We start from the raw sequence: 12,434 nt of genomic DNA on the forward strand, positions 1-12,434 counted from the left end.
AGTGCCAGCAGCACCGCAGCGGAGCCCAGGTTCTTCCGGGCACGCTGATCACGAGTCTCAGGCATCGATCGTCACCGCAGAAAGCTCGGTCGCATGCGGGCCGGGACTGCCGGCCGGCATGCGACCAAGTCGACGAGCGCTCAGGAAATCGTGTCGGCGATGGTGACGCGGATGCCGAGCACGTCTTCCGAGGGCACATCTGCGGCGACCATGTCGATGGTCTGTATCCCCGTGGGGTCTGAGGCGTCCACAGTATCGACCTCAACGGCATTGCTCGTGTCGAGGACCGCATCGGCGGTACCGAGCAGTTCGACGAGGACGTACTGGCCTTCACACGCTGCCGCGATGGATCCGAGCGTTACGTCGTTGACGAGGCCGTCCGGGTCACTGACGTCGACATCGGCACTGAGTTCTGTCGCTCCCTGGCACTGTGCAGTGAGGATACTCTGCTCCGGGACGAAGGAAGTGTCGGTGAAAGTCAGGCTGGCCGCACCGGCGGCGGCCAGGGCAAAAACGGACGCGGCTGCGGCGATGGCGATAGCAGGTTTACGCATGGTTCCTGCTCCTTTCTTGGTTAAGGTGATCCACACACTAGAAACACACAATTCGAAAGGTTGACGATCGGGCAAAACCTGGCCCCCCTGCTTGTCCCTCGCGGATTTAAGCAACGAAAACCGGGATAATCACCGGGCTGCTATCCAGTAGATATGACCGGTGGGGCAAGCCGAAGGCCGGCACATACCGTCACCCAACCAGCACCATGATCACCATTAAATATACGATCTGCGAACCAACTCGAAGACGCTATTTGTCAAGCTTTATTCGCCTTTTGCTCGCGTAAAGACACCAAGCCGGTAAGCGGCCTCGACCGCCTCGTGACGGTTCGCCACATGAAGTTTGCGATAGATGGACTTGAGTTGATTGCGCAGGGTTCCGACAACAACGTATCGCTGCGCCGCGATCTCCGCGTTCGACAAACCCCGGCGGAGCAGACCGAGGATCTCGAGCTCGCTGGGGGTCAGGGATGGTCGTTTCGTCCACTTCACGTACCGCGGGTCTCCCAGGGATGCGCCGAGAACGTCGGCTAGTTCTCCGGGAACCTCGGCAGCCGCTGAAATCAGCTCGGCAGCGACATCAGCCGGGATGAATCGGAAGGCGAACCGCAAGAGCCTCGGCGCTCGATGAAGCTGCCAAGCTATCTGAAGCGTCCTCACGGCTACCTTGGTCTCCTCGCGACAGTGGAAGGAGGCCGCTTGCAGCACCAGAGCCATGACCTCGAAACGAGGCATGAGTGGTCGCTCAAGTAGGGTATCTATGGCGGCAACGGCCGCCTCGTGATCGCCTTGCCACTGGTGCCAGATCACATGGCCAAGACCGGTGAAGACGTCGTCTGCTTCCAGCTGTTCGTTACAGGAGCGGGCCTTGCTCTCTGCGCCCAAAGTGGCATACGCCACCATGGCGCCCCAGCTGACGAAGCTGCTGGCCACGCCTCCCCACAGCGCACGACTACGATCCAGGCAGGCATCCACATCCGAAACGGGCAGCTCATCGGGGGCGCAGATGGCACGTACCACAAGCACCAGCCCATCGGTCACCGAGCGGGACGGTGGAGGGTTGGGGTGGTTCATGACGACACGTAGTCGCGAGATCGCAGTCATGTCGTCCCCGTCTTCGATATCGCGGAAGGCGACCGCGTAGCTCATCGGATCGCTGGCTTTCGGTGGCCGAGATCCCGCCATTGACGTGGTTCCTGCCAGATCGGCCTCGGTCCTGGCGCAGATGCGCCCCTGCAGCGCCAGCCGATCAGAGGCAGCGCCGATCTCAGCCATCAGATTGACCAGCGCTCCCGCGACTTCGTGACGGTCAAGCTGGGTCGCTGCCCAGTAGGCGAGATAGAGCTGGCCGGTCACGCGTCTGCGATCACGGACGCTCAAGGTGGCTTGAGCCCGGTAGAGAGCATCTGTCAACTCGAGAAAATGAGCGAGGAAACGCCCCGCAAGTACTCGATCGCCCCCGGAAACGGCCCCGAACGAAACCGTCGCGGATCGCTCCAGCTCGCCGAGCAAGCTGGGGGAGGTCCGCCCGGCGAGTGATCTCGCCGCGGAGATCGCGATCGATTTCATTGCCTCCGAATTGCCTTGGTCCCGAGTATGCAGTTCGACGTGAAGCAAAGCCAGGGCAGGATACCGCACGGGATCGCTTACTTCGGGTGCACCCGTCGCGACAAGCCGGTGAGAGGCAAACATCAGTAGCCTACGCAATTCGTGTTCTGCTATTTCTTCCGCCTCGGCGTAGCGCCCGAGAAGCAGCAGTGATCTGACCTCTCCGATCACTGACTCTCGATCTCTCTCAGCGCGTAGCCCGGCTCTGAGCGCGTCCTGGTGTTCCTCGGCAAAGCAGACGACACTCATCGTTCTCCACGCCGCCGGCGTCCACTCAAGGGCATCCTCGCCAAACTCGTCATCGACGGCCATCTCAAAGATCGGCCAGGCTGACATACGAGCAAAGAAGTCCGTGCCTTCGGCATCAGGGTCGACCGCGCCAAGCAGCGCCTCGGTGAACTTCGGTAGCCCACCCACGGCTATGAGCGCGCGTCCGATTCCTGACTGCAAGAATTCGGTTCTTGCACGAAGATCCTTGTAGAACAGTGAATCGGGGTCGAGTTCACTCGCAATCCACGAGCGATCATCAGCCCCCCGGTGGAATCTCGAGAGATCACGCCCAATGATCCACGGACAGCCTCTCATACTTTCGGGAAATACGAACATGTCGAGGCCAAGATTTCCAGCGTGGAGAAGCTCGAGGAGCGCAATTCTCGCGCGATCGTCGAAGGCCAGATTACGTTCGTCGAGCACGAGAGCCTCTGCGCGCACTCGCGATGGTACGTCGTAACACGACACCACAATGCGATTGCCCGTATTTGCCGCGAGGCCCAGAACTAGGTCCCATAGCATTGGGTCGACGCTGAGATCTGCTTCGAGCCCGTCGATAAAGAGCAATCCATTCTCCGGTTGACTGTCACATTCTGCATGCATTCTCCGGAGTTCGACGACACTGCGCACCCACGTCGCCTTCTCGGGCGCGAGATGGTCTGCGCATTGTCTCATCCAGGTTGTCTTTCCCCAGCCCGGCGTTGTCGCGAGTATGGTGAGCGAAGGAAGGTCGTCCCACAATTTGGCGAATCGCGGTCGTTGAATTGGCAACTGCTGGAACCAGGGCCGGGCTGTTCGTTCACGCTCGCCGCAGGTGCTGGGAATTCTCCCCTCTTCGGTTCCCAATCGTCTCACCCCCGGAATCCGTCTTCCTTCTTCTGCCACCGCATCACAGGCAGTAGAAGGGCCTAATGGCATCGCTCAGGGGTCTCAGGCCGGCGCGGAAATGACAGGCCGCATTCATCAATTTGGACTATTTGCGGATCGTCTGCAGCGAACGCAGGGATCCCCGTCAACGACCAGAAATGCGGATCTCCAGCAGAGCACGAGCACGAAGGAACTGTCTGCGGAATGCAGACGACGAGTGCAGAATCTTTCGGCCAGCCTTCGGCCAGCACCGCATTCAACGCCGGCAGTAGTCCGCTGTCCCCGGATGACACCGACGGAGCGAAATCACAGAGCACGAGTCTGGCGCAGGCACCAGGCTCCCCCAACGCCTCGAGAGCTCGACATGCCTCAGCACCAAACTTGACTTCCCAGCGGTGCTCATATTCTTCGATCTGGATATCGTTCGGAAGTAATACGAGCGGTCTCAATCCGGTGGCCGCGACTGCCTCGTCCAATAGGTCAAGAGTGGAATTGTCCCAATCCTCGTTGAAGGGGGCAGAGTAGAGGGCCTGACGCGGCCTGCACATAACGGGTTCCTCTCGAAAGAAGCCACCACGCCCAACACCTAGGTGGCTGTCGCGAATAGGCTAGATGAGCGGACGCCACCGGCTGGCAAGTGCGTTGTTTCTTATCCCCGATCCGTATCCCCCGACGTCACGGCAAGAATGCGCTGGCCGATAGTGCATTCCAGGGTCGCGTCAAAGTCGTGAGTAGGGTGTGTTATTAGCCTTGGGTTGACCTCGACGGTGTCACCATTGACGATTTGCGAGACCATGAGCGCAGCTTGGCCACCGAGTTTCTGAGTGTCGGCCCTGGTTCCCTATCCCACCTTGCGAGCGCTCAGCGACGGTCGTAGGGCAGCTTCGGGATCTCGGGGCTGACCTGCCGCAGCCACTCCAGCGCCGACTGGTAGTCAGTATCACGTCCGCCGAATGGAACCTTGGGTTCCTTGCCGTCGGCGCGCGGATAGCTGCCCAAGAAGACCACCCGCTTGCAGACTCGATGCAAGCCCATCAACGCCTCGGCCAGCCGGGCATCCGAGACGTGCCCCTCGGCGTCGATGCTGAAGCAGTAGTCGCCGAGAATCTTCTTGGTCGGCCGGGACTCGACGCGACACAGGTTGACCCCCCGCGAGGCCAGCTGCTGCAAAATCTCGAGCAGGGCACCGGGCTGATCCTGGCGCATGTAGGCGACCAGCGTGGTCTTGTCATAGCCGGTGCGTTCGGGGCTGGGCCCAGGCTTCGTGACGAGCACGAATCGGGTCGCGGCCTGGTCGTTGTCACTGATATTGGACGCCAGGCTGGCCAGGCCGTAGAGCTCGCCGGCCACCTTGGCGCAGACGGCCGCATCGAACCCGGATTCGGGGTCTGCGACGGTCTGCGCGGCTCCGGCCGTCGAGCCACGTTCGACGATGACGGCCTCGGGCAACTGGGCGTCCAACCAGCCTCGGACCTGAGCAATCGCATGCGGGTGACTGATGATCCGCTTGATCTCGCCGAAGCTGGTCCCCCGGCGCACGCACAGATCAAAGGAGACCGGAATGACGACCTCTTTCACGATCTGCAGCGGCGAGTCAAACAGAGCGAGGTAGTCGAGGGTCGCGCTGACCCCACCTTCGATCGAGTTCTCGATGGGAACCAAGGAGGCGCTGACGTCTCCGCTGCGCACCGCGTCCAATGCCCGAGCGACGGTCGGGAAGGCCACCGCCGGGCCGTCCCCCAACGTCAACAAGGCCTGATGGGTGAACGTACCCTCTGGGCCGAAGAATCCCCGCATGCCGCTCAGGATATCGGGGGCACCTGAATACTCAAACCTGGATCAGGCCGCCTGCTCGTGGGCGATCAGCGCCACCGGCGAATCCACATCGGCCATCGCGTCCGAGACGAGAAAACCGTGATCGATTCGGTGCTGCCCGCGGCTATCCACCCAACTGCCCACGACGACCAACTGGGAGCCTGCGACCTCATCGGCGACCCCTCCCCAGCCGGACAACACGCTGGTGGCCACTGACACCGAGGGATAGCAGATTGCGAGCCGTTCAAGGACCTGCTCCCCCGGGTCCGATTCGGCCTCGCTCCCGACCAGCACGGCCTGCAGATCGCTGCCGCAACTCGCCGCATAGGCGAAAGCGAACGCGGTCGGCGCGTAGCTGGCCTGACGCGGGTCGACGATCAGGCTCACCGTCTGGGTGAGAGACAGATCGTCGGAGACCACAACCAGCGGGCAGCGAGGCACGGCAAGCCTGGCGCTCGCCGAACGGCGGTCGCCCGAGGGACGCGGTACCGCCACCGCCGTGCAACGCGGTGAGACCTGCACCATCGCTGCGTCCGGCCCGCCGTGCATCTTGCGGTGCTGAACGGTCAGACCCGGATGGGTGAAGCGGAGCTCATCGGCGAGCCGGCGCGCGTAATGGTGAGCGTGCGAGGTCTGCGGCAACGCGGGTTCGCTCGGCTCGATCAGACTCAGGTGGTGATGGCTTTGCTCGGCCCAGCCGGCTGCCCAGCGGGCCGCCGCATCCTCGTGCGCGGAACCGTCCAGCACCACTCCGAGACCGCAATACTCATCGTCGCTCATCGTCGCCTCCTAGAATTCTTCCGATGAGTCGATCCAATCCGCCGCCGGTAAGGTGTACCAGTGCTGATGCTGTGTGTTCACTGTAGATACTCCGAACCATGCGATGACAAGGCCATATTTGTCCGCATTGAGCTCGAATGGCTCCCTTCCCCGAGTCCTCATCGGGATGATCTTGGGTAACGGTCTGCACCCGGCGATCAGCGCAGCAGCTTACTCATCCGACGGTCCGCAAGCAGCTTGCCGCCGGTCTGGCAACCCGGGCAGTACTGCAGCGAGGAATCAGCGAAGCTGACCTGAGCGATCGTGGTACCGCACACAGCGCAGGTCTCACCGGCACGTCCGTGCACCCTCATCGCCTGGCGTTTGTCGTCTTTCAGTTTGTCAGGCGGTAGACCCCGGCAGCGCTCCAGCGCGTCGGCGAGCACCGCCTCGATCTGATCAACGAGCAGCTGCCGACCTGCCTCATCGAGCGCGGACGCCGGCGTGAACGGGCTCATCTTCGCCGCATGCAGAATCTCATCGCTGTACGCATTACCGATACCGGCGATGACGCGCTGGTCTCGCAACACTCCCTTGATCTGAGACCTGCCTGCGGCGTCCATGATCTGATCGAATGCCTCGCGGGTGAACTCCTCACCGAGCGGATCCGGCCCGAGCGAGGCCACCTGGCCAATCTGCTGCGGATCGTCGGCGACCCAGATCGCCAGGTTGCGCCGGGTACCTGCTTCGGTGAGATCGAAGCCGGAGCCGTCGTCCAGTATGAGCCGCAAGCTGAGCGGCCCCCTACCGGGCCGGGCGGATGTGGACGGCTGCTCATCCTTCCACCTCAGCCAGGCGGCCCGCGAGAAGTGGACGACCAGATGAACGCCCTGGACATCGATGTCGAGCATCTTGCCGTGCCGCGCAACCCCCGCGATCTCCAATCCGACGAGCGCGCTCAGTGGCGGCTTGAAGGTCTTGAGGGCGGCGAAGTCGACCAGCTGGATGCCCGCTATCACTCGACCTGGCAGTCTGGCGTCCAACCAGCCGCGCAACGCCTCGACCTGGGGCAACTCTGGCATCTCGCCTCCTGTGCGTGCCGGGCTTTCTAGCTATCTTCGCCCAGAAGCCAGCACCGGCCAATACCCACACGCAACGCAGCGGCCGACGGGACGAGGCCGCCGACCGCTGTGGTTCGAGGAGGTACGCGGGTGTCAGGATCCGTAGGTCAAGCGATCAACCAGAGCAAGCACACTGCCCCGAAGCCGACCAGACTGCAGATCGTGGTCAGCAGCGTCCAGGTCTTCAGGCCGTCGGCGACCGACAGCCCCAGGTATTTGGTGACGATCCAGAAGCCAGAATCGTTGATGTGCGACAGACCAAAGCCACCGAATCCGATGGCTAGCGCGATGAGTACCACCTGCATCGAGCTGAAACCGCCCGCTTGTACTGCCGAAACCATCAAGCCCGCGGTGGTCAGCAAGGCGACAGTTGCCGACCCCTGCGCCGCCCGCAAGGCCAAGGCGATGACGTAGCCCATCAGCAGCACCGGCATCCCCACTCCGATCAGCAGGTCCGACAGCGCCGCACCGACACCCGTCTCGACCAGCACGTTCGCGAAGACGCCGCCGGCACCGGTGACAAAGATGATGATCGCGACCGTGTCGAGCGCCGAGTCCAGGACCGAGCTGCGCTTGGCCAGACCCCACTTCTCCTTCGAGCCGATCAGGAAGTATGCCAATGCCACGCCGACCAGCAGCGCGAAGATCGGTGCCCCGACCAGTGACAGCGCACGCTGCGCCAGTGACCCCGCTGGGACGAAGAGCGCGCCGGTGGTGCCTGCCATGATCAGTGCCAGTGGAATCAAGATGATGGCGAGTACCGTCCCGGCGCCGGGACCCGGACGCGACGTGATGTCCTCGACGCTGCCACGCATGGCCGCAGCCGCCGGCGATGCGCCGATCTCGACCTTGTCCAGCTTCATCTTGCGGGAGACGAAGTAGCCCACCACGGCCATCGGAATGCCGCAGGCGATACCGATGATGGTCATCAGCCCCAGGTCGGCGCCCAGAGTCGCGGCTACTGCGACCGGACCGGGATGTGGCGGTACCGCCACGTGCACCGCGAGCAGCGCGATGCCGACCGGCAGGCCGATCTTCAGCGGGTTGATGCCCGCCACCTTCGCGAATCCGAAGACGATCGGTGCCAAGATGATGAAGCCGACATCGAAGAAGACCGGGATACCCAAGATGAACGCGGCCGCCGTGACGGCCATGATGACGCGCTTGACGCCGAGCTTCCCGGTGAAGGCAGCGGCCAGGCGTTCAGCACCGCCCGACTCCTCGATCATCTTGCCCATCATCGCGCCTAGTCCAACGATGATTGCGACAGATCCGAGGGTCTTGGCCATGCCACCGGTCAGGGTCGGAATCACCTGATCCAGAGCGAGTCCGCCGGCAAGGGCCGTGCCGATCGACACCAGCAGCAATGCCACGAACGCCGAGAGCTTGAAGGCTATGACGAGAACCAGTAGCACCGCGATCGCAACGACCGCGAGGCCGAGCAGATACCCCTGGCTCATCTCAGCCCTCCTGCGGTGCAACGACGGTGATGACCGACGAATCGTCCTGCGCGGCCTTGCCTTGGGCCTCGCCAAGCAGATACAGCTGCTCGGCGGCAGCGGCGACCGGCGCAGCCAGATGTACTGAGCGGCAGGCATCAGCGACGATGCCCATGTCCTTCACGAAGATATCGAGGCGGCTCTTGACCTCGGCACCATCCTCGTCGTAAGCCTGCAGCATCCGCTGCCCGCGGTCGCCGAGCATGAACGATGCGGCCGCACCCGACATCAGCGCATCCAGGGCCTTTGCCTTGTCAAGGCCGAGTTTGCCGGCCAGCGCCAAGGCTTCGCCCGCCGCCGCGATATGGACGCCGCACAGCAGCTGATTGACGGTCTTCATCTTCTGTCCATCGCCCGGCTGATCGCCGATCCGCACCAGATTGGACGCGAGCGTCTGCATGATCGGCTCGGCCAGCGCCCAGCCCTGGTCGGTTGCGCCGACGGTCATCAACAGGTCACCGTTGCCGGCGCGAACCGGGCCACCCGACACCGGGGCGTCGATCAGCTCGAGGCCGTCGGCGGCGAGCCTGGCGGCGACATCCTGAACAGCCCGGATGCCGACGGTCGAGGTCACAACGATGGCAGATCCTTTGCCGAGCGAGGACGCGACACCACCCTCGCCCCACAGCAACGCTTCGAGCTGAGGCTGGTTGCGGACTGCTACCAGCACGAGATGGGCACCGGCCACGGCCTCGACAGCTGAGCCGAAGACCTCGACGCCGGCCTCACGGGCCAGCTCAAGGCGAACCGCTGCGATATCGAAAGCCCGGACGGGAAGGCCCTGCGATGCGAGCCAGCCGGCCATCGGCAGGCCCATGGCGCCGAGCCCGAGAACGGCGACGGTATGTGATTGGGCTGATGTAGACATGGTGATCTCCTTTGATCGGGTGGTGATGGTTGGTGAGAACTAGCGGGAAAGCTTGTCGACGACTTCGGCAAGCGAGTTCTGATCGCCGACATTGCCCGCGAAGACGATGTACGGAATGCCTCGGGCCGGCCCGGCGACCGGCTCCCACAACGAGACGATGCCCGGCAGCATCGGGCCACGGACGAATGCCCGCGTCATGCTCAGGCCACGCGCTGCTACGTCGCTTGAGGTGATACCTCCCTTGGCGATGACGAAGCGCGGCGGGCAGACAGCCAGCACCCGCTGGACGATTTCGACCACGGCGCCGGAGACGGCCCGAGCGATGGCGAGGGAATCGGCGGCGTCCGAACCGGTGACCAGGGTGCGTGAGGTACGGACGACGACATTGCCCTCAGCGAGCCGAGAGACCGCCTGGCCGACGATCTTGTCGAGGTGCGAATCGCGCTCATCCGACAGCACAGTGCGCACGTCGATCTCCAACTCGACTGGCTTGCGCAACGCGCGTAGCGCATCGAGTTGCCGGGTGGTCTGCTGCACATGCGAGCCAACCACGATCAGGCCACCGACCGACTTCTCGGCACGTCCGCCCTTGCGGATCGCTGCGAGATCGTCGGCCTCCAGCGGCGGATGCACCTCCTGGCCGATCCGGGCGCGGACGAACGGCGGCCCCACCCGGTAGATGAACCGGCTGCCCGCGTCCTCAGCTTGCTGGAGAGCAAGCGAAAGACGCCGCAGGTCGTTCTCGTCCACGATGTCGGGGGCAATCGGCTGTTCGTTGCTCGCGCTACGCAGCCGGGCGACGACCGCGTCCAGATCGGTGCGCAGTTCGGCGAGCGGAATCTCGATCACCCAGGACGCCGCCATCGCGCCGCCGCTCTTCTCCTCGATCCACTCAGCCAACCGCGAACTGTGGTAGCCGAAGGTGGCGTCGCGGGCGAATTCGGTCTCACCGCAGGGCGTGAATCCCTCAGCCATGCTTCCGGCGTAGTGGATGCCGCCGACGGTGATGCGTCCGGCATCGCCGAAGGCCGGGACGACGACGATGCCGTCGACGCGCTCGCCGTCGTGATCGGCGATACACTCGGCCAGCACCCGCGGTTCGAGCGGGAAGTGCCCGCGCAACGTCGAGTCTGAACGAGAGACGAAGTCGACTCGGATTCCGGTGCGATCAGACGCCTCGAATGCTGCAGCGGCGACCTCGCGGTTGCGCTGAGCGGCGTCGTTCGGATCGAGGCTGCGCGAATTGGTCATCACGTAGACTGCCGGACGATCCTGCGTCAGCGCCCACTCCATGGATTCGGGGCTCCAGTCGGTGAGCACCGGCAGGTCGGCCACTGACTGGGTGCCGGTGGGATCGTCGTCGAGGACGACGAAGACCCGGCGATCTGTTGCCGCGGCGGCCGCGACTTCGTCCGCTGGGGTCTCGGCTGTTGGTGGGTACCCCGCGAGCAACGCTTCGAAACTGATCGGCATGACTCTCCCTTGAGTTGGTCATCAGATATCTGATGACCAGCATCATAACGGGATCGCAGGACGAATCGCAAGAGACTGCCCGATGCCCGCACAGCTTCGGTTCAGCGCGATAGCACGTAGGTTTCGAGGTCGTGCTGGGTCTGATCCATATGAGACGTCATCGCTTGTCGCGCCGCTTCGGGATCGCGGGCTTCAATGGCGCCCAGCACACCGCGATGCTCGCCGATCGCGTGTTCGCGGATCTGCGGGACGGCGGAGGTCTGCGTCCGCGAGAACTCAAGAGTCGGACGCATCGGATCGAAGATCGCGGCAACGAACGGGTTCTGCGTTCCGTCCAGGATGATGTCGTGGAACTCGATATCGGCATCGACGAACGCGTTGACGTCCCCGATCGTCGCCGCTGCCTCCATCCGCTGCACACGGGAACGCAACTCGTCCACCAGCGAATCCGAGCACCGCACCGCACACAGCTCGGCAGCGCCGATCTCGATCATCCGGCGCACCTCGATCAACTGCATCGACACCCCGGTGCCCTTGGGATCCAAACGCTGCAGCCTGGCGATCGCGTCGATATCGCGCCAATGACCGGTCGGCACCACGAAGGTACCCACGCCGTGCTCCACCCGGACGATTCCCCGCTGCTCCAGGCCCTTGATCGCTTCGCGCACGGTCAGCCGACTGACCCCGCAATCGCGGGCGAGCGTCTCTTGATTGGGCAGCGCACCTTGGCCGAAATCGCCTGCCAGAATGCGGTCGATCAGCTCAACAGCTGTCGCGTCGACAAGGTTCCCGCGAGCCACCTGACCTCCTCCGGGAGCAACTGCGAACAGAATATCGCGTCGACGCTAAGCAGTGCGATTCAGCTGCCAATCGCCCGGCAGCCGACGCGCCGACCAGGCCGTCTGTGCGGCCTGAAGCGCCACGTCCAGGCGTTCGAGGTAGTCGTCCCGCGATATCTCGCTCGCACCCAGGCTGGCCAGATGCGGCGTCAGCCATTGCACGTCGAGCAAGGCGGTGCCGTCGGGACGATTGCGCAACTCGCCGACCAGCCGTGCCAAGGCGACCTTGGACGCGTCCCTGCCGCCGGCAGGATCGTGGAACATCGATTCCCCCGCGAACAATCCCCACAGGCTCACCCCATAGAGACCTCCGACCAACCGGCCGGAAGCGTCCCAGGTCTCCACCGAATGCACGATGCCCTCGCGATGAGCCTGGGTGAAGACCTCGCGGATGTCGTCGTCGATCCAGCCATAGGGACGCTTCGGATCGGCGCATCGAGCCAGCACATCGTCGAAGGCCGCATCGACGGTCGTCGTGAAGCGGCGGGCCGATTTGATCAGGCTGCGAGTGACCCGCAGGTCGTCCAGATCGATGATCCCGCGGCGCATCGGCGACCACCAACCCATCCGCGCGTCGAAGCTGGCCTCGTGCAGCGGCATCGGGAACGCGCCGGAGCAATAGGCGGCCAGGGTCATGGGCAGGTCGAACTCGTCGCTGAAGGCGATCAAGTCCTGGCTCGGCCAGCTTTCGGGTGGACCGAAGACCTGCATGCGCATGACTCCAGTCTGGCACCGGGTGCCGACATCTCTGCGACCTGTCG

The 12,434-nt window shown here is 63.6% G+C and carries 10 protein-coding genes; all 10 read right to left on the reverse strand.

Annotation, left to right across the window (positions count from 1 at the left end):
• Nucleotides 1-140: 140 nt before the first annotated feature.
• Nucleotides 141-554 (reverse strand): hypothetical protein, encoded by a 414-nt coding sequence (locus AAFP05_RS03560; protein WP_341728483.1) that lies wholly within the window; start codon nucleotides 552-554, stop codon nucleotides 141-143.
• A gap of 264 nt (nucleotides 555-818) precedes the next feature.
• Nucleotides 819-2,612 (reverse strand): LuxR C-terminal-related transcriptional regulator, encoded by a 1,794-nt coding sequence (locus AAFP05_RS03565; RefSeq protein WP_341728484.1) that lies wholly within the window; start codon nucleotides 2,610-2,612, stop codon nucleotides 819-821.
• Between the two features lie 1,548 nt (nucleotides 2,613-4,160).
• On the reverse strand, nucleotides 4,161-5,096 hold the full coding sequence (pheA, locus tag AAFP05_RS03570; RefSeq protein WP_341728485.1) for a prephenate dehydratase: 936 nt from the start codon (nucleotides 5,094-5,096) through the stop codon (nucleotides 4,161-4,163).
• Between the two features lie 42 nt (nucleotides 5,097-5,138).
• Nucleotides 5,139-5,894 (reverse strand): hypothetical protein, encoded by a 756-nt coding sequence (locus AAFP05_RS03575; RefSeq protein ID WP_341728486.1) that lies wholly within the window; start codon nucleotides 5,892-5,894, stop codon nucleotides 5,139-5,141.
• A gap of 197 nt (nucleotides 5,895-6,091) precedes the next feature.
• Nucleotides 6,092-6,955, reverse strand: a complete 864-nt coding sequence (locus AAFP05_RS03580; RefSeq protein ID WP_341728487.1) for a DNA-formamidopyrimidine glycosylase family protein — start codon at nucleotides 6,953-6,955, stop codon at nucleotides 6,092-6,094.
• A gap of 146 nt (nucleotides 6,956-7,101) precedes the next feature.
• The gene (locus AAFP05_RS03585) at nucleotides 7,102-8,454 is read right to left on the reverse strand and encodes a GntP family transporter (protein ID WP_341728488.1); all 1,353 of its coding nucleotides are present in this window, start codon (nucleotides 8,452-8,454) and stop codon (nucleotides 7,102-7,104) included.
• 1 nt (nucleotide 8,455) lies between these two features.
• Nucleotides 8,456-9,361 (reverse strand): NAD(P)-dependent oxidoreductase, encoded by a 906-nt coding sequence (locus AAFP05_RS03590; protein WP_341728489.1) that lies wholly within the window; start codon nucleotides 9,359-9,361, stop codon nucleotides 8,456-8,458.
• Between the two features lie 39 nt (nucleotides 9,362-9,400).
• Nucleotides 9,401-10,834: a four-carbon acid sugar kinase family protein gene (locus AAFP05_RS03595; RefSeq protein ID WP_341728490.1), complete on the reverse strand. Its 1,434-nt coding sequence runs from the start codon at nucleotides 10,832-10,834 to the stop codon at nucleotides 9,401-9,403.
• Between the two features lie 101 nt (nucleotides 10,835-10,935).
• Complete coding sequence (locus AAFP05_RS03600; RefSeq protein WP_341728491.1) at nucleotides 10,936-11,634, reverse strand: FadR/GntR family transcriptional regulator; 699 nt, start codon at nucleotides 11,632-11,634, stop codon at nucleotides 10,936-10,938.
• A 45-nt stretch (nucleotides 11,635-11,679) separates the two neighbouring features.
• Nucleotides 11,680-12,434: leucyl/phenylalanyl-tRNA--protein transferase (aat, locus tag AAFP05_RS03605; RefSeq protein WP_341728492.1), on the reverse strand; the 755-nt coding region annotated here is incomplete at its 5' end.

It is taken from the genome of Brooklawnia sp. (assembly GCF_032229645.1).
Classification (GTDB): Bacteria; Actinomycetota; Actinomycetes; order Propionibacteriales; family Propionibacteriaceae; genus Brooklawnia.

What these genes read in the sequence shown, in the direction of transcription:
- AAFP05_RS03595 (WP_341728490.1), bottom strand. Translation starts at nt 10,834, where the DNA reads ATGCCGATCAGTTTCGAAGCGTTGCTCGCGGGGTACCCACCAACAGCC.
- AAFP05_RS03585 (WP_341728488.1), bottom strand. Translation starts at nt 8,454, where the DNA reads ATGAGCCAGGGGTATCTGCTCGGCCTCGCGGTCGTTGCGATCGCGGTG.
- pheA (WP_341728485.1), bottom strand. Translation starts at nt 5,096, where the DNA reads ATGCGGGGATTCTTCGGCCCAGAGGGTACGTTCACCCATCAGGCCTTG.
- AAFP05_RS03575 (WP_341728486.1), bottom strand. Translation starts at nt 5,894, where the DNA reads ATGAGCGACGATGAGTATTGCGGTCTCGGAGTGGTGCTGGACGGTTCC.
- AAFP05_RS03580 (WP_341728487.1), bottom strand. Translation starts at nt 6,955, where the DNA reads ATGCCAGAGTTGCCCCAGGTCGAGGCGTTGCGCGGCTGGTTGGACGCC.
- AAFP05_RS03590 (WP_341728489.1), bottom strand. Translation starts at nt 9,361, where the DNA reads ATGTCTACATCAGCCCAATCACATACCGTCGCCGTTCTCGGGCTCGGC.
- AAFP05_RS03560 (WP_341728483.1), bottom strand. Translation starts at nt 554, where the DNA reads ATGCGTAAACCTGCTATCGCCATCGCCGCAGCCGCGTCCGTTTTTGCC.